Annotated in this window: 14 protein-coding genes; 1 reads left to right on the top strand and 13 read right to left on the bottom strand. The window is 64.8% G+C overall.

Annotation, left to right across the window (positions count from 1 at the left end; genetic code table 11):
• Positions 1–72: 72 nt before the first annotated feature.
• The 5 genes from pstS to AC24R4_RS22795 all read right to left on the bottom strand — a co-directional run bounded on the left by pstS (position 73) and on the right by AC24R4_RS22795 (position 6,522).
• Positions 73–1,104: a phosphate ABC transporter substrate-binding protein PstS gene (pstS, locus tag AC24R4_RS22815; RefSeq protein WP_400391291.1), complete on the bottom strand. Its 1,032-nt coding sequence runs from the start codon at positions 1,102–1,104 to the stop codon at positions 73–75.
• A gap of 310 nt (positions 1,105–1,414) precedes the next feature.
• Positions 1,415–2,761, bottom strand: a complete 1,347-nt coding sequence (glmM, locus tag AC24R4_RS22810) for a phosphoglucosamine mutase (RefSeq protein ID WP_153945335.1) — start codon at positions 2,759–2,761, stop codon at positions 1,415–1,417.
• Between the two features lie 4 nt (positions 2,762–2,765).
• Positions 2,766–3,635 carry a dihydropteroate synthase gene (gene folP / locus AC24R4_RS22805; RefSeq protein WP_400391288.1) on the bottom strand — a complete coding sequence of 290 codons (870 nt, stop codon included), beginning with the start codon at positions 3,633–3,635 and terminating at the stop codon, positions 2,766–2,768.
• Between the two features lie 115 nt (positions 3,636–3,750).
• Positions 3,751–5,652 (bottom strand): ATP-dependent zinc metalloprotease FtsH, encoded by a 1,902-nt coding sequence (gene ftsH / locus AC24R4_RS22800; RefSeq protein WP_092594158.1) that lies wholly within the window; start codon positions 5,650–5,652, stop codon positions 3,751–3,753.
• 198 nt (positions 5,653–5,850) lie between these two features.
• Positions 5,851–6,522 carry an RlmE family RNA methyltransferase gene (locus AC24R4_RS22795; RefSeq protein WP_153945337.1) on the bottom strand — a complete coding sequence of 224 codons (672 nt, stop codon included), beginning with the start codon at positions 6,520–6,522 and terminating at the stop codon, positions 5,851–5,853.
• Between the two features lie 160 nt (positions 6,523–6,682).
• Between AC24R4_RS22795 and AC24R4_RS22790 the strand changes: the two genes are divergently transcribed.
• The gene (locus tag AC24R4_RS22790) at positions 6,683–7,186 is read left to right on the top strand and encodes a YhbY family RNA-binding protein (protein WP_092594160.1); all 504 of its coding nucleotides are present in this window, start codon (positions 6,683–6,685) and stop codon (positions 7,184–7,186) included.
• 108 nt (positions 7,187–7,294) lie between these two features.
• Here AC24R4_RS22790 and AC24R4_RS22785 read toward each other — a convergent pair whose 3' ends face one another.
• From AC24R4_RS22785 to AC24R4_RS22750, 8 genes are all read right to left on the bottom strand, one after another.
• Positions 7,295–7,798 carry a DUF4149 domain-containing protein gene (locus AC24R4_RS22785; protein ID WP_249641092.1) on the bottom strand — a complete coding sequence of 168 codons (504 nt, stop codon included), beginning with the start codon at positions 7,796–7,798 and terminating at the stop codon, positions 7,295–7,297.
• Between the two features lie 15 nt (positions 7,799–7,813).
• Positions 7,814–8,290, bottom strand: coding sequence for a transcription elongation factor GreA (gene greA / locus AC24R4_RS22780; protein WP_092594162.1), 477 nt, complete (start codon positions 8,288–8,290; stop codon positions 7,814–7,816).
• Between the two features lie 245 nt (positions 8,291–8,535).
• Positions 8,536–11,784, bottom strand: coding sequence for a carbamoyl-phosphate synthase large subunit (carB, locus tag AC24R4_RS22775; protein WP_400391281.1), 3,249 nt, complete (start codon positions 11,782–11,784; stop codon positions 8,536–8,538).
• 68 nt (positions 11,785–11,852) lie between these two features.
• Positions 11,853–12,530: a leucine efflux protein LeuE gene (gene leuE, locus AC24R4_RS22770; RefSeq protein WP_400391279.1), complete on the bottom strand. Its 678-nt coding sequence runs from the start codon at positions 12,528–12,530 to the stop codon at positions 11,853–11,855.
• A gap of 47 nt (positions 12,531–12,577) precedes the next feature.
• Complete coding sequence (carA, locus tag AC24R4_RS22765) at positions 12,578–13,726, bottom strand: glutamine-hydrolyzing carbamoyl-phosphate synthase small subunit (protein ID WP_400391276.1); 1,149 nt, start codon at positions 13,724–13,726, stop codon at positions 12,578–12,580.
• Between the two features lie 329 nt (positions 13,727–14,055).
• On the bottom strand, positions 14,056–14,469 hold the full coding sequence (locus tag AC24R4_RS22760) for a RidA family protein (RefSeq protein ID WP_400391273.1): 414 nt from the start codon (positions 14,467–14,469) through the stop codon (positions 14,056–14,058).
• A gap of 42 nt (positions 14,470–14,511) precedes the next feature.
• The gene (locus AC24R4_RS22755) at positions 14,512–14,937 is read right to left on the bottom strand and encodes an acyl-CoA thioesterase (RefSeq protein WP_400391270.1); all 426 of its coding nucleotides are present in this window, start codon (positions 14,935–14,937) and stop codon (positions 14,512–14,514) included.
• Positions 14,938–14,947: 10 nt separating this feature from the next.
• The gene (locus tag AC24R4_RS22750; RefSeq protein ID WP_400391267.1) at positions 14,948–16,627 is read right to left on the bottom strand and encodes an AMP-binding protein; all 1,680 of its coding nucleotides are present in this window, start codon (positions 16,625–16,627) and stop codon (positions 14,948–14,950) included.
• Positions 16,628–16,659 lie beyond the last annotated feature (32 nt).

Here is a 16,659-nt window from a genome sequence, read left to right as displayed (position 1 = left end):
TCACGCCGCGCCCGTTCCGCCCTGGGGCGGTCCGCGCTTGCGTGCCGGGCCGTACTTCAGTACAGCAACAGCTTAGTACAGGGCCTTGCCCGAACCGTCCTTGATGCTCTGCTTCCAGGTCGCGCGGATCTGGTTGGCAACGGCGTCCGGCAGCGGCACATAGTCCAGGTCCGAAGCCATGGCACCGCCGCTCTTGTAGGCCCAGTCGAAGAACTTCAGCACTTCCTGGCCCTGGGCCGGCTTTTCCTGGTTCTTGTGGACCAGGATGAACGTCGCGCCAGCGATCGGCCATGCGCCCTTGCCCGGCTGGTTCGTCAGGATCTGGTAGAACGTCTTGTTCCAGTCGGCACCCGCAGCGGCGGCCTTGAAGGCGTCGTCGCTCGGCTGCACCACTTCGCCTGCCGCGTTCTTCATCGTCAGGTACGTCATCTTGTTCTGCTTGGCATAGGCGTACTCGACGTAGCCGATCGCGCCGTTCAGACGCTGCACGAAGGCGGCCACGCCTTCGTTGCCCTTGCCGCCCGTGCCGCCACCCGGCCAGTTCACGGTCGTGCCCTCGCCTACCGAGCTCTTCCAGTCATTGCTGACCTTCGACAGGTAGTTCGTGAAGATGAACGTCGTACCCGAGCCGTCAGCGCGGCGCACCGGCAGGATGTCCTGGCTCGGCAGCTTGGCCTTCGGGTTCAGGGCCTTGATCGCGGGATCGTCCCACTTCTTGATCTTGCCCAGGTAGATGTTGGCCAGCACGTCGCCGGTGATGGTCAGTTCGCCCGGCTTCACGCCTTGCAGGTTGATCACGGGCACCACGCCGCCGATCACGGTCGGGAACTGGATCAGGTTGCCCTTGGCCAGTTCGTCGTCCTTCAGGGGCGCATCCGAAGCGCCGAAATCGACCGTCTTGGCGTTGATCTGCTTGATGCCGCCCGACGAACCGATGGATTGATAGTTGACCTTGTTACCCGTCGCTTTTTGGTAGGCGTCAGCCCACTTGGAATACACGGGCGCCGGGAAAGAAGCGCCTGCACCGGTAATTTCCGCCGCGAACGCAGTACCCGCCACCACAATCGACACGATGCCTGCCACGGCAGTCTTGACCAGCTTCATATGTCCTCCAGAGAACATTGGTTGGGAATGACAAATTTTTGACAAGGCGAACTGTATGCTGCTTGTATGACAGTTCCATGACATCCCGAAATCTTCTTCAAAGACCCCGCCAACAGGCCGATATTCCCCACCCGTCACGAAACCGCCTTCTCGCCGTGCTGTAATCGCCACTCCTCTGCCGGTCACGCCTGCGTCACGTCGCGGCGAACGCTATGTCGGTTAATTGCATAAAAGGAGCAAAAGCAAACGCCACGGACCGAAGGCCGTGGCGTTGAAGAGGTGCAAGGGCCGACCGGCCCCGCGTGAGGAATCAGGCGGCGCGCAATGCGTCGGCCAGCGTCTGCGCGGCGCGCTCGGCGGTCTCCACCTGTTCGGCCTCCACCATCACCCGCACCACCGGCTCGGTGCCCGAAGCGCGAATCAGCACGCGGCCACGGCCTTCGAGCTCAGGCTCGATCTGGTCGCGCGCCGCCTTCAGGCCGGCGTGGCTCTGCCAGTCGAAGCCCTTCTCGACACGGACGTTGATCAGCGTTTGCGGGAACAGATGCACGCCATCCAGCAGTTCCGCCAGCGTCTTGCCGCTACGGCGCAGCGCGGCCAGTACCTGCAGGGCGGACACGATGCCGTCGCCCGTTGTGTGCCGATCCAGGCACAAGAGGTGGCCCGACCCCTCGCCGCCAAGTTGCCAGCCGCGCTTCTTCAGTTCCTCCAGCACGTAGCGGTCGCCGACCTTCGCGCGAACGAAATCGACGCCCAGGCGCTTGAGCGCCAGTTCCACGGCCATATTGGTCATCAGCGTACCCACCGCGCCCTCGACCTTCTGGCCGGACGCCTGACGGTCGCGCACGATCAGGTACAGCAGCTCGTCGCCGTTGTAGAGCCGGCCCTGCGCGTCCACCACCTGCAGGCGGTCAGCATCACCGTCGAATGCCAGGCCGACGTCCGCACGATGGGCGCGCACCGCTTCCACGAGCTTTTCGGGCGCGGTCGCGCCATAGCCCGCGTTGATGTTGCGCCCATCCGGCTGATTGCCAATCGGAATCACTTCGGCGCCGAGCTCATGGAACACATGCGGTGCGATGTGGTAAGCCGCGCCATGCGCGCAGTCCACCACGACGCGCAGCCCGTGCAGGTCCTGTTCATACGGGAACGTGCTCTTGCAGAACTCGATATAGCGGCCGGCAGCATCGTCGATACGCTTGGCGCGGCCCAGATCCTCCGAGCGCACGCACATCATCGGCTCTTCCAGCAGCGACTCGATCTTCGCCTCCACCTCATCGGGCAGCTTGTCGCCCGAGGCCGAAAAGAACTTGATGCCGTTGTCGTAGTAGGGATTGTGGCTGGCCGAAATCACCACCCCGGCCGCCAGGCGCAGCGCGCGCGTCAGGTAGGCGATGGCAGGGGTCGGCAACGGTCCCGTCAGGCGCACGTTGACGCCCGCGGCCGTGAAACCGGCCTCCAGCGCGGCTTCGAGCATATAGCCCGAGACCCGCGTGTCCTTGCCGATCAGCACGGTCGGCCGGCCTTGCGACGTCTTTTGCCCCAGCGCCAGCACCTTGCCGGCGGCATAGCCCAGCCGCATCACCACATCAGGCGTGATCGGCACCTCGCCAACCCTGCCTCGTACGCCATCCGTCCCGAAATACTTGCGTGTCATTTGATCATTCTCCTTGCTGCCCCTGCGGGACAACTGACTCATGGCGGATCGCCCACCAGACCTTGAGGGCGTCCACGGTTTGTTCTACGTCATGCACGCGCACGATATATGCGCCTTTCTCTGCGGCGCAGACCGCCGCAGCAATGCTGGCCGCCATCCGGCCCTGCGGCGGCTTGCCGCCGACGATGGCGCCCAGCGTCGATTTGCGCGACAGCCCGGCCAGGATCGGCAGCCCGTCGATCGCCAGCCTTGGCATTTGCCCGAGCAGGCGCAGATTATGATCCGGCGTCTTGCCAAATCCAAATCCCGGATCGAGCGACATACGCGAATCGTCCACGCCCGCCGCCCGCAGGGTTGACACCCGCTCGCGCAGGAAATCCGCCACTTCCGCCACCACATCGGCGTACTGCGGATCTTCCTGCATGGTCTGGGGATCGCGCTGCATGTGCATCACGCACAGGGCCGCCTGCCCCGCCGACACCGCCTCGACGGCGCCGGGCATGCGGAAGCCCCAGATATCGTTGATCAAATCGGCTCCGCCCGCCAGTGCGGCCCGCATCACCTCGGGCTTGTATGTGTCGATGGACAACGGTTTGCCGCAACCGGCCAGCGCCTCGACGATCGGCATGACGCGGTCGAGCTCCTGATCCAGGGGCAATGCCGCCGATCCCGGCCGGCTCGATTCCCCGCCGATGTCGATCAGGTCGACACCCTCGGCAATCATCTGCTCGGCATGGCGCAGCGCCGCGTCGCGCGAGGCGTGCTGGCCACCATCCGAGAACGAATCGGGGGTCACGTTGAGGATGCCCATTACCAGCGGGCGGCGATTGCGGGCAAATCGATAACGCCCGCACTGGAAGAACTCGGTCGGCAAGATGTCCACCTGAAAAACAAAAAGCCGGCGCACCAGGCACCGGCTTTGGAGGCTATCAGAATCCGCCGCGTTTGGAACCGTTGCAAACGGTCTGTTACGCGGCGATGCAGCCCAATTACACCGTATCGTCGACGCGCGCCGTGGCAGGCGCATTGGTCGGGGCTACGGGCGAACCACCCGGAGGCGTGCTGCCGCCACCGCTCGGGCCCTGCAGGCCACGCGGCGGGCGCGGCGGCTTGCCGGCCATGATGTCGTTCACCTGATCGGCGTCGATCGTTTCCCACTCCATCAGCGCGTTGGTCATGGCTTCGACCTTGTCGCGGTTCTCTTCGAGCAGGCGCTTGGCCAGCGCGTATTGCTCGTCGATGATGGTGCGGATTTCCAGATCGACCTTCTGCTGCGTGGCTTCCGATACAGTCTTCGACGACAGCTTGCCGAACATGCCGTCCTGCTCGGTATCCACGTAGACCATGGCACCCAGCGAATCGCTCATGCCGAAGCGGGTCACCATGTCGCGGGCGATCTTGGTGGCGCGTTCGAAGTCGTTCGAGGCACCGGTGCTCATGGCGTTGAGGAAGACCTCTTCGGCAGCGCGGCCGCCGAACAGGATCGCAATTTCCTCAAGCATGTTGTCCTTGTACTTCGAATACTTGTCGTGCTCCGGCAGCTGCCAGGTCACGCCCAGCGCCCAGCCACGCGGCATGATGGTGACCTTGTGGACCGGGTCGGCCTTCGGCAGCAGCTTGGCAACCACCGCATGGCCGGACTCGTGGTAAGCCGTGGCCTTGCGCTCTTCTTCGCGCATGACCGTCGACTTGCGCTCCGGACCCATGTAGATCTTGTCCTTGGCGTCCTCGAAGTCCTGCATGTCCACCACGCGCTTGTTGCGGCGGGCGGCGAACAGCGCAGCCTCATTGACCAGGTTGGCCAGGTCGGCACCCGAAAAGCCCGGCGTACCCCGTGCGATCACCGATGCATCCACGTCGTTGCCAATCGGCACCTTGCGCATATGCACCTTCAGGATCTGCTCGCGGCCGCGGATGTCCGGCAGCCCCACGTAGACCTGACGGTCGAAACGTCCCGGACGCAGCAGTGCCTTGTCCAGCACATCGGCACGGTTGGTCGCGGCGATCACGATCACGCCCGAGTTGGCTTCGAAGCCGTCCATCTCGACCAGCATCTGGTTCAGCGTCTGCTCGCGCTCGTCGTTACCGCCGCCCATGCCGGCGCCACGATGGCGGCCGACCGCGTCGATTTCGTCGATGAACACGATGCAGGGGGCCTGCTTCTTGGCGTTCTCGAACATGTCGCGCACGCGGGCAGCACCCACGCCAACGAACATTTCGACGAAGTCGGAACCCGAAATGCTGAAGAACGGCACCTTGGCTTCGCCGGCGATGGCGCGCGCCAGCAGCGTCTTGCCGGTACCCGGAGGGCCAACCAGCAGCACGCCACGCGGAATGCGGCCGCCCAGCTTCTGGAATTTCTGCGGATCCTTCAGGAAGTCGACCAGTTCGACCACTTCCTCTTTGGACTCGTCGCAACCGGCCACATCGGCAAAGGTCACCGCGTTCTGGTTCTCGTCGATCAGCCGCGCACGGGACTTGCCGAACGAGAAGGCACCCCCTTTCCCGCCGCCCTGCATCTGCCGCATCATGTAGAACCAGAAGACGATGATCAGCAACGTCGGTCCCAGGTAGTACAACGCCTGGACCAGAACGTTCGGCTCGTCATCGGCCTTGCCGGTCACCTGGACGCCGTACTTCATCAGGTCGCCGACCATCCAGATATCACCCGGCGAGATGATGGTGTACTTGGCGCCCTCCTTCGGGGAGACCACCAGGTTACGGCCCTGCACGTCGACGCGCGACACCTTGCCGTTCTTGGCGTCATCCATGAACTGCGAATAGGTGACACCGTCCTGGGCACGCGGTTTGTCGAACTGCTTGAAGACGGTGAACAATACCAGCGCGATCACGAGCCAGATTGCCGCCTTTTGAAACAGGTTGTTATTCAAGGCCGAACTCCTTTGCAATTGCCTTGCCAACGGATAGCTGCATTGCATTGTAATGCAGCGCCCGTCCCCACAGGGAAATCTGATTCTATGAGCCTGATAGTGCCCGAGCCGTCCGATCCGGGCAAGCAGGGCAATGCCCGGCACAAACCCGGATACCCCTGCTTTCGTGGGGGTGGCCGCACACCGTCATGCATCCTGTCAGTCCACTGATTTCAGGTAACGCCCAAGAATAAAGGTTTCTGAAGACTTGTCGCGCGACGCCTTGGGCTTGCGCTTGGCGACAACCTTGAACTGACGCTTGAACTTCTCAACGATCTGGCTGTAGCCGGACCCGTGAAAACACTTGACCAGCAACGACCCCTCGGGCTTCAGGTGAGCCTGCGCAAATTCCAGCGCCAGATCACACAAATACTCGATCCGCGCGGAATCCGCCGACGCCACACCGGACAAATTGGGGGCCATGTCCGAGATAACAAGGTCGATTCTTGACCCGCCGGACGCCTCGAGCACCACCTTTTCGAGTTCCCGGAACACTTCCTCCTCCCGGAAATCGCCCTGGATAAAGGTCACATCGGCCACAGGCTCCATCGGCAGGATGTCGATGGCCACCACGGCACCGTCCGGCTTGCCGTCCCGTGCACGGGGCGACGCCGCCAGCTTGTTGCGGGCATACTGGCTCCAGCTGCCCGGCGCCGCGCCCAGGTCGACAATGACCGAGCCGGGCTGGATCAGCTTGTCCTGGTCGTCGATCTCCTTGAGCTTGTAGGCCGCACGGGCCCGATAGCCCTCCCGCTGCGCCAGCTTCACATAGGGATCGTTAATGTGGTCGTGGAGCCACGACTGGTTGAACTTGTTCTTGCCCTTGGCCATGAATGAGACTTGCCTTCTGGCGGGAAAATCCGGCTGCACGGCCACAATTCAGGGCCGGGACGCAGTATTTCTCCCGATTTGGTGATCTTTGCCGCCTGCTGGCGACCTTTTTTTGCAGGGTTGACGGATAATACGCGCCAATCCGAAATTTGCTGCTCCAATGCCCGCTCTACAACTGATCTCCGCCCAACGTTCCGAACTGCGCTCGCGCGCCCACGGCCTCAATCCCGTGGTCATGATCGGCGCGGAAGGCCTGACCCCCGCCGTCCTGGCCGAAATCGACCGCAGCCTCGCGGCACACGACCTGATCAAGATCCGGGTATTCGGTGACGAGCGCGATACGCGCATCGCCATTTACGACGCCATTTGCGACGAACTGGACGCCGCGCCGATCCAGCATATCGGCAAGCTGCTCGTCATCTGGCGTCCGGGCCCTGCCCGCCTCAAGGAAAACCAGCCGGACGACATGGGCGCCGCCCGCCGTCGCCTCGGTACCGGCGCCGCCCCGCGTACCGTCATGGTCCGCAAGGCCACCGGTTCGACCCAGCGCCGCGCGCCCCGCACCGCCGTCAAGGTGCTCGGCAATGAACGTGTGACGCAGGCCGGCAACGTCAAGCGCGCCCGCGCACGGCCCACCAGCCAGAAAAAGAAGTCGCTGGGTTGACCGGCAGAATCAGATTGGCCACGGGTCAGTCGGTTCCCTGACACAGCAAGAAGGCGGCCATGGCCGCCTTTTTCATTCCCCGACACTGCCCGGGACGTTCTCGCCGCCTTACTCTCCCGCCCCGCGTGGCGCACTGGCACGCCACACCAGCACCAGGGCCAGCAGGCTCTGCAGCAGGTAGAACACGCTCGACACGCCATGCAGCATGCCGAACTGGCTCTTGTACGGCGAATCGGACACGCCCAGGTTCATCGCCTGCGCCTTGACCTTGAGCCCTTCCATGAACGGCTGCAGGCCGAAATAGCCCGCCAGCACGCACACCAGCATGGCCAGCACAATCCAGCGCAGTGCCCGGTAACGCGCGGCGCCCCGGCGGATCAGCACATTGCACAGCACCAGTTGCAGCACGCCGACGGTGACCCCCAGGATCGCCTCATAGCGGAACAGGTGCCCGGCAATCATGCCCGCGGTCTCACGGCTGGGCAGTACGGCGAACAGCGTCGGCGCCACCATGTAGCCCACCGTCCACAAGCTGCCTGCCCAGACCACGGTCAGCAGCAGGAAGATGCGGTGCGGCAGCGGTGGCAGATTCGAGTACGAAGACGAGAACACCCGTGCCCCGCCGCGTCAGATGTAACGGACGGTGATGACTTCGTATTCGCGTTCGCCGCCCGGGGCCAGCACGGTGGCGACATCGCCCTCGAACTTGCCGATCAGGGCGCGGGCAATCGGGGAACTGACCGAAATCTTGCCGCTGTCGAGGTCGGCTTCGTCGTCGCCGACGATCTGGTAGCTCACGGCCTTGCCCGATTCCAGGTCTTCCAGGTCCACGGTGGCGCCGAAGACGATGCGGCCGTCGGTGTCGAGCTGGGTCGGGTCGATAACCTGGGCGGCGGACAGCTTGGCCTCCACCTCCTGGATACGGCCTTCGATAAAGGCCTGCTTTTCCTTGGCGGCGTCGTACTCGGCGTTTTCCGACAGGTCGCCCTGCGCACGCGCCTCGGAGATGGCGTTGATCACCGCGGGACGTTCGACGGCCTTGAGGCGCTGCAGCTCTTCCTTCAGGAGTTCAGCGCCACGCTTGGTAATCGGAATGGTGCTCATGTCTCGTTCAACAAAAAAATGAGCCGCAGCGGAGCTGGAACCATGCTCCGGCAGCGATGCTGCCGGTCAGCACTTCCGCTCGACCGCGGCTTTCAGATGGGATCGAACCGGCACCGGGGTGCGGATCGATCAGCGAATTCGACGTAGTTTAGGCCAGAACTGCCGCCGGTTTCAACCCGGCGGCAGCGCCGCGGCACGGGGTGTTCCCCCCGCACCGCAGCATTGGCGGCACTGACGGGCCTGGATCAGGCCAGTTGCTTGTGCAGGCCCTGCAGGTCGTAGACCTCCAGGCTTTGCATGTGCTTCAGGCCTTCCACCGCGGCGTTGGCGCCGGCGATGGTGGTGTAGTACGGCACGCGGTTGGCCAGCGCGGCGATCCGGATCGAGCGCGAATCGGCGATGGCCGTGCGCGTCTCGTCCACGGTCGTGAAGACCAGGGCCAGTTCGCCGTTCTTGATCATGTCCACGATGTGCGGACGGCCGTCCTTGACCTTGTTGACCACGCGGACCGGAATGCCGGCGGCCTCGATGGCCGAAGCCGTGCCGCGCGTGGCAACGATCGGGTAACCCAGGTCGTGCAGCATGCGGGCCACGGTGACGGCGCGCGGCTTGTCGCTGTCCTTCACCGTAATCAGCACGGTGCCCTTTTCGGGCAGGCGCGAACCGGCCGCCAGCTGGCTCTTGAACAGGGCTTCGCCGAATACCTTGCCCACGCCCATCACTTCGCCGGTGGAACGCATTTCAGGTCCGAGGACCGGATCCACGCCCGGGAACTTGTTGAACGGGAACACGGCTTCCTTGACGCTGAAGTACGGCGGCACCACTTCGGCGCCGATACCCTGCGAATCCAGCGACTGGCCCGCCATGCAGCGCGCGGCGATCTTGGCCAGCGACAGGCCGGTGGCCTTCGACACGTACGGCACCGTACGCGACGCACGCGGGTTCACTTCCAGCACGTAGACGACGTCTTCGCCATTCTTCTGCTGGATCGCGAACTGCACGTTCATCAGGCCGACCACGTTCAGTGCCTTGGCCATGGCGGCGGTCTGGCGCTTCAGTTCGTCGACCGTTGCCTGCGACAGCGAGTACGGCGGCAGCGAGCAGGCCGAATCGCCCGAGTGCACGCCAGCCTGTTCGATGTGCTCCATCACGCCGCCGATAAACACGCGCTGGCCGTCGCACAGGGCGTCGACGTCGCACTCGATCGCGTCGTTCAGGAAGCGGTCCAGCAGCACCGGGGAATCGTTCGAGACCTTCACGGCCTCGCGCATGTAGCGTTCCAGGTCGCGCGGCTCATGCACGATTTCCATCGCACGGCCGCCCAGCACGTACGACGGGCGCACCACCAGCGGATAGCCGATTTCCTCGGCCAGGCGCAGGGCTTCGTCCTCGGCGCGCGCCGTGCGGTTCGGCGGCTGGCGCAGGCCCAGGTCCTGCAGCAGCTTCTGGAAACGCTCGCGGTCTTCCGCGGCGTCGATCATGTCCGGGCTCGTGCCGATAATGGGCACGCCGTTGGCTTCCAGGTCCAGCGCCAGCTTCAGCGGGGTCTGGCCGCCGTACTGGACGATCACGCCGACCGGCTTTTCCTTGTCGACGATTTCCAGCACGTCTTCCAGCGTCAGCGGCTCGAAGTACAGGCGGTCCGACGTGTCATAGTCGGTCGACACGGTTTCCGGGTTGCAGTTGACCATGATGGTCTCGTACCCGTCTTCGCGCAGCGCCAGCGCGGCGTGCACGCAGCAGTAGTCGAACTCGATACCCTGGCCGATCCGGTTCGGGCCACCGCCCAGCACCATGATCTTCTTGTTGGCGGTCGGGTCCGCTTCGCACTCGCCATGCTCGGCTTCATACGTGCCGTACATGTAAGCCGTGTTGGTGGCGAACTCGGCCGCGCAGGTGTCCACGCGCTTGTAGACCGGGCGCACGTTCTGCGCCACGCGCGCCTCGCGCACGGCCTTGGCGTCGGTCTTCAGCAGGCGGGCCAGGCGGCGGTCCGAGAAGCCCTTCTGCTTCAGGAAGCGCAGTTCGGCGGCCGACAGGCTTTCCAGCGTGCGGTTGCGCACCAGGCCTTCGGTCTTCACGATGTCTTCGATCTGGGCCAGGAACCACGGATCGATATCGGTCTCGGCGTGCACTTCTTCCAGCGACATGCCCAGGCGGAACGCGTCGCCCACGTACCAGATACGGTCCGGGCCGGCTTCGCCGATTTCCTCGACCACTTCGTCGCGGTCGGTGGACTTCTCGTCCAGGCCGTCCACGCCCACTTCCAGGCCGCGCAGCGCCTTCTGGAACGATTCCTGGAACGTACGGCCCATGGCCATCACTTCCCCGACCGACTTCATCTGCGTGGTCAGGTGGCTGTCGGCGGCCGGGAATTTCTCGAACGCGAAACGCGGCACCTTGGTGACCACGTAGTCGATCGACGGCTCGAACGACGCCGGGGTCTGGCCGCCGGTGATTTCGTTCTTGAGCTCGTCCAGCGTGTAGCCCACGGCCAGCTTGGCCGCGACCTTGGCGATCGGGAAGCCCGTGGCCTTCGAGGCCAGCGCCGACGAACGCGACACACGCGGGTTCATCTCGATCACGATCATCCGGCCGTCCGCCGGGTTGATCGAGAACTGCACGTTCGAACCGCCGGTGTCGACGCCAATCTCGCGCAGCACGGCCAGCGACGCGTTACGCAGGATCTGGTATTCCTTGTCGGTCAGCGTCTGGGCCGGGGCCACGGTGATCGAGTCACCGGTGTGGATACCCATCGGGTCCAGGTTTTCGATCGAGCAGATGATGATGCAGTTGTCCGCCTTGTCGCGGACCACTTCCATCTCGTATTCCTTCCAGCCGAGCAGCGATTCCTCGATCAGCAGCTCGCGCGTGGGCGACAGGTCCAGGCCGCGCTTGCAGATCTCTTCGAACTCTTCGCGGTTGTAGGCGATGCCGCCGCCGGTGCCGCCCAGCGTGAACGACGGGCGGATCACGATCGGGTAGCCGGTGGAACCGGTTTCCTGGGCGATGCGCGACTGCACGGCCACGGCCTCGTCCATCGAGTGGGCGATGCCCGACTTGGCCGAACCGAGACCGATCTTGGTCATCGCGTCCTTGAACTTCTGGCGGTCTTCGGCCTTGTCGATGGCTTCCGGCGATGCGCCGATCAGCTCCACCTTGTACTTGTCCAGCACGCCATGGCGATGCAGGTCCAGGGCGCAGTTCAGCGCGGTCTGGCCGCCCATGGTCGGCAGGATGGCGTCCGGGCGCTCCTTCTCGATGATGCGCTCGACCACTTCCCAGGTGATGGGCTCGATGTACGTCACGTCGGCCGTGTTCGGGTCCGTCATGATGGTCGCCGGGTTCGAGTTGACCAGGATGACCTTGAAGCCCTCTTCGCGCAGCGCCTTGCAGGCCTGTGCGCCGGAGTAGTCGAATTCGCACGCCTGGCCGATGATGATCGGGCCTGCGCCGATGATTAGGATGCTCTTGATGTCTGTGCGCTTTGGCATTGCACGCTCTCTTTATTGGCCGGTCCGCAAGTTCCCGCGGGCCGTACCGGATATCAGGTTTTGGATCGTCAGCCCAGGGTGGCCGTGGCCAGCTTGGCACCGAAGCCGATGAACATCGCGCCGACGCCGCTCGACATGCCCGCGGACAGGCGCCGGCGGCGGCGGAACGCATCGGCCAGCCGCGCGCCCACGAAGATGATCGTCGTCAGGTACGCAAGACTGCAGATCTGGCAGACCAGGCCCAGCGCCACGAACGACAGCGCCGGATACGCGAACTGCGGATCCACGAACTGGATGAAGAACGAGATGAAGAACAGGATGGCCTTCGGGTTCAGCAGGCTGATGACCAGCGCCTTGGTGAACGGGTTCGAAGACCTGTCCACCGGCACGGCCGCCGCCTGCGCGGCAGCGGGGTCGGCCGGCCTGGCCCAGTTGCGCACTGCGCCGCGCAACATCTGGAAGCCGATCCACCCCAGGTAGCCGGCGCCCACGTACTTGATCACGTGGAACAACGCCGGGCTGGCCTTGAGCAGCGAAGCCACGCCCGCGGCCGACAGCACCATCAGGATGGCATCGCCGAGGAACACGCCGCACGCACCCTTGTAGCCGGCACGCACGCCGCGCTGGGCGGCCACCGACAGCACATACATCGAGTTCGGCCCCGGCAGCAGCACGATGAAGATCGTGCCGAGCACATAGGTCCAGAAATCGGTGATGCCGAAGCTGGCGTGCATGAAAGCGGTCATGGCAGGTGGATTCCGTTCAGGTCTCTCGTTGCATCCAACGCGCCGCGTCAGGCGGCAGCCTTGGCGCGGGCGTCCTGCATCAGCTTCGTGAAGCGGTCGAACAGGTACGCGATGTCATGCGGACCCGGCGACGCTTCAGGGTGACCCTGGAAGCAGAAAGCAGGCTTGTCGGTCAGTGCGAAGCCCTGCAGCGTGCCGTCGAACAGCGACGTGTGCGTGACCCGCGCATTGGCCGGCAGCGTCGCCGCATCCACGGCAAAGCCATGGTTTTGAGACGTAATCACCACACGACCATCGTCGTGATCCTTGACCGGATGGTTGGCGCCGTGGTGACCCGTGCTCATCTTCAGCGTCTTCGCGCCCACGGCCAGCGCCATGATCTGGTGACCCAGGCAGATGCCGAACGTGGGGATGCCGCGGGCGATGAACTCGCGCGTGGCGGCGATGGCGTAGTCGCACGGCTCGGGGTCGCCGGGGCCGTTCGACAGGAAAATGCCGTCCGGATTCAGCGCCAGGGCGTCGGCCGCGCTGGCCTGCGCCGGCAGCACCGTCACCTTGCAGCCGCGCTCGGCCAGCATGCGCAGGATGTTGAACTTGACGCCGTAGTCATAGGCCACCACGTGGAACTGCGGCTTGTCCTGCTTGCCATAGCCTTCGCCCAGCTTCCATTCGGTCTGGGTCCACGCGTACGGTTCCTTGACCGACACGACCTTGGCCAGGTCCATGCCCGACAGGCCCGGGAACGAGCGCGCCAGGTCGATGGCCTTCTGCACGTTGTCCTCGCCCGCCAGGATGCAGCCGTTCTGGGCGCCCTTCTCGCGGAGGATACGGGTCAGCTTGCGGGTGTCGATGCCGGCAATCGCCACGACCTTTTCCTGCTTCAGGTAGTGGGCGAGCGTGTGTTCCTTGCGGAAGTTGGAGGCCAGAAGCGGCAGATCCTTGATGATCAGGCCGGCGGCATGGACTTTCGTGGCTTCTACATCCTCAGGATTGACGCCGTAATTGCCGATATGCGGATACGTCAGCGTGACGATCTGCCGGGAATAGCTGGGGTCGGTGAGGATTTCCTGATAACCGGTGATGGCGGTGTTGAACACCACTTCGCCGATCGTATGGCCGGAAGCGCCGATGGAATAGCCACGAAAGACCGTGCCGTCTGCAAGCGCGAGGATGGCGGACGGAAAAGACGGTAACACGGGTAGGCTCCTGCTGGACTCACCCCGTGACCGACCTGCTCAACGCCTCGTGCCCCGTAGGCGGCCCAACAAAGGGACCGGCTGGCGCATGGCTTTTTCATCACATTTTTGCAGTGCATGAAAAACGCGCGCAAGCGGGGCGGCGGAAGGTGGAATACGGTAGGCGCTAGGGTGAAGGGTTCTGAAAGCGAAACTTTCGAATTATATCCCGCCGCACCCAATTTCTCAAGTATTCAACAACTTACGATGGACAGACGCGGCGGCCGGCTTACCTGTCATCGGCATGACAGGCGGCCGCACCCCCGCGCTCCGCCGGCATCGCGTGGGATTTACACCGTCGGCGGCACCACCGCCGTGACTTCGATTTCCACCTTGGCCCGCGGCTCCACCAGGTCGGCCACTTCGACGGCCGTCATGGCCGGGAAATGCCGGCCGACGATATCGCGATAGTGCTGGCCGATGGCCTTGTAGGCGCCCACGTATTCGGCCTTGTCCTTCACGTACCAGGTCATGCGCGCGATGTGCTCGGGCCGCGCCCCGCCCTGCTCCAGCACCGCCACGATATTGCGCAGCGCCTGCGCCACCTGCAGCGCGAAGTCGTCGGTCTCGAACTCGCACTGGCCGTTCCAGCCAATCTGGCCGCCCACGAATATCAGGCGGCTGCCCACCTGCATGTCGGCCAGGATGCCGTTGGCGTAGCCTTTCGGCGCTGCCCAGTCGGGCGGTTGCAATGTCTTCAGCATGTTGGGTCCTTTCGGTGTTGCCATCGTCTGGTTTGTTCGGGCTTACGCGGCGGGCGCCAGGAAGCGCCCCATCGCGGTGCGCACGGGGTCAGGCAGCGGCTGCGGGGCCATCTGGCGCGTGTCCACGCAGACCAGGCGCTGGGTGATGGCCATGCGCGTGTCGCCGTCCGGGCCGGCGAAGCGGATCTGCACGGCAAAGCTGCTGCGGCCGATGTGTGTCACGCGCAGTTCGCGCGTGAGCAGTTCGCCCAGGCGGCTCGGCGCCTCGAAGCGGCACTGCAGTTCCGCCGTCGGAATGCCCGCGTGCGACGCCCCGTGCATGGCGTCGAACGGCCAGTCCAGCGCCTCGGCGAACCAGTCTTCGATCAAGTCGTTCAGCATCTCGAAATAGCGCGGATAGAACACGATGCCGGCGGCGTCGCAATGCTTGAAGCGGATGCGCACGTGGTTGCGGAATATCTCGCTCATGACGGTTCGCTCACGGCTGTCCGCCCTCGTTGGCCATTTGCCGTAGCCGGAAGCGTTGCAGCTTGCCCGTCTCGGTGCGCGGCAGCGCGGCCACGAACTCGATGCGGCGCGGATACTTGTAGGGCGCGATCTCGCGCTTGCAGTAGTCCTGCAGGGCGGCACACGTGGCCGCGTCGGCCGCCACGCCGGGGCGCAGCACCACGTAGGCCGTCACCACCTGGCCGCGCTCGGCGTCGGCTGCGCCCACCACGCCGCACTCGGCCACGAACGCGTGCTTCATCAGCGTGCCTTCCACCTCGGGGCCGGCGATGTTGTAGCCGGCCGAGATGATCATGTCGTCCGAGCGGGCCTGGTAGAAGTAGTAGCCGTCCTCGTCGGCCATGAAGGTGTCGCCGGGCAGGTTCCAGCCTTCGCGCACATAGACTTCCTGGCGCGGGTCGTCGAGATAGCGGCAGCCGGTGGGGCCGCGCACCGCGAGCTTGCCCACGGTGCCGGGCGGCAGCGGCTGCATGTTGTCGTCCACGATGCGCGCCTCGTAGCCGGGCACCACGCGGCCCACGGCGCCGGGCCGCACATCGGCCCCGGCGCTGGACACGAAGATATGCATCATCTCGGTCCCGCCCAGCCCGTCGATCATCTCGATGCCGGTGGCCGCCTTCCAGGCCTGGCGCGTGGCGTCGGGCAGCGCCTCGCCGGCCGACACGCTCTTCTTCAGGCTGCCGATGTCGAAATTCCCGGCCAGCGTGGCCATCTGCCGGTAGAAGGTGGGCGCCGTGAACACCACGGTGGCGCGGTGGTCCTGGATCAGCTTGAGCAGCGTTTCGGGCGTGAGCTTCTCGGCCAGCGCCGTGCTGGCGCCGATGCGCAGCGGGAAACACAGCATGCCGCCCAGCCCGAACGTGAACGCGATCGGCGGCGTGCCGCAGAACACGTCGTCCGGCGTGGGCTTCAGCACGTGGCGCGGGAACAGGTCGCACATCGCCAATACATCGCGGTGGAAATGCACGGTGCCCTTGGGCTGGCCCGTGGTGCCGCTCGTGAAGGCGATCAGGCAGATGTCGTCGGTGGCGGTGTCGCAGGCGGCAAAGGTATCCGGCTTGCCGTCCATCGCGGCTTCCAGCGACCCCGGGCCGGTGCCGTTGAAGTACCGTACCGTGGTCAGCGTCGGGCAGAAGTGCTCGCCGTCGGCGCGCTGGTTGGCGTCGAGTTCTTCGCGCAGGCGGGCGTCGCACAGCGCGGCCGAGACCTGCGCCTTGTCGATGATCTGGCGCAGTTCCTTGGCGCGCAGCAGCGGCATCGTCGGCACCGCGATCAGGCCCGCCTTGACCGTGGCCAGCCAGCTGGCCGCCATCATCAGGTTGTTCGGCCCGCGCAGCAGCACGCGGTTGCCCGGCACCAGCTTCATGTCTTCCACCAGGACACGGGCGATGCGGCTGACCAGCGCCGACAGTTGCGCGTAAGTCACCGTTTCGATGCGCCCGGCGCGCTCGTGGCGCACCGCCACGCGCTGGCCATTGCCGTCGGACACATGGCGGTCCACCAGCTCCACGGCCGCATTGAGCCGTGCCGGGTAGCGCGTGTCGTCGTTGAACTGGAATACCGGCCAGGTATCGGGCGGCGGCAGGCGATCGCGGGCGAAGGTGTCGACGTGCGCCGTGGCGGCATTCGGGACGATGGTGGGGGCGACCATGCTTGTCTCCTGTTCGGTTCGGATGCGATGCG

The organism is Cupriavidus sp. CER-90 (assembly GCF_057652055.1).
This window is presented reverse-complemented; position numbering and strand designations above follow the sequence as displayed.

Excerpts from the sequence above, each read along its gene's own strand:
- AC24R4_RS22750 (WP_400391267.1), bottom strand. The coding sequence starts at position 16,627 with ATGGTCGCCCCCACCATCGTCCCGAATGCCGCCACGGCGCACGTCGAC.
- glmM (WP_153945335.1), bottom strand. The coding sequence starts at position 2,761 with ATGACACGCAAGTATTTCGGGACGGATGGCGTACGAGGCAGGGTTGGC.
- AC24R4_RS22795 (WP_153945337.1), bottom strand. The coding sequence starts at position 6,522 with ATGGCCAAGGGCAAGAACAAGTTCAACCAGTCGTGGCTCCACGACCAC.
- AC24R4_RS22790 (WP_092594160.1), top strand. The coding sequence starts at position 6,683 with ATGCCCGCTCTACAACTGATCTCCGCCCAACGTTCCGAACTGCGCTCG.
- carB (WP_400391281.1), bottom strand. The coding sequence starts at position 11,784 with ATGCCAAAGCGCACAGACATCAAGAGCATCCTAATCATCGGCGCAGGC.
- AC24R4_RS22755 (WP_400391270.1), bottom strand. The coding sequence starts at position 14,937 with ATGAGCGAGATATTCCGCAACCACGTGCGCATCCGCTTCAAGCATTGC.
- AC24R4_RS22760 (WP_400391273.1), bottom strand. The coding sequence starts at position 14,469 with ATGCTGAAGACATTGCAACCGCCCGACTGGGCAGCGCCGAAAGGCTAC.
- pstS (WP_400391291.1), bottom strand. The coding sequence starts at position 1,104 with ATGAAGCTGGTCAAGACTGCCGTGGCAGGCATCGTGTCGATTGTGGTG.
- greA (WP_092594162.1), bottom strand. The coding sequence starts at position 8,290 with ATGAGCACCATTCCGATTACCAAGCGTGGCGCTGAACTCCTGAAGGAA.
- leuE (WP_400391279.1), bottom strand. The coding sequence starts at position 12,530 with ATGACCGCTTTCATGCACGCCAGCTTCGGCATCACCGATTTCTGGACC.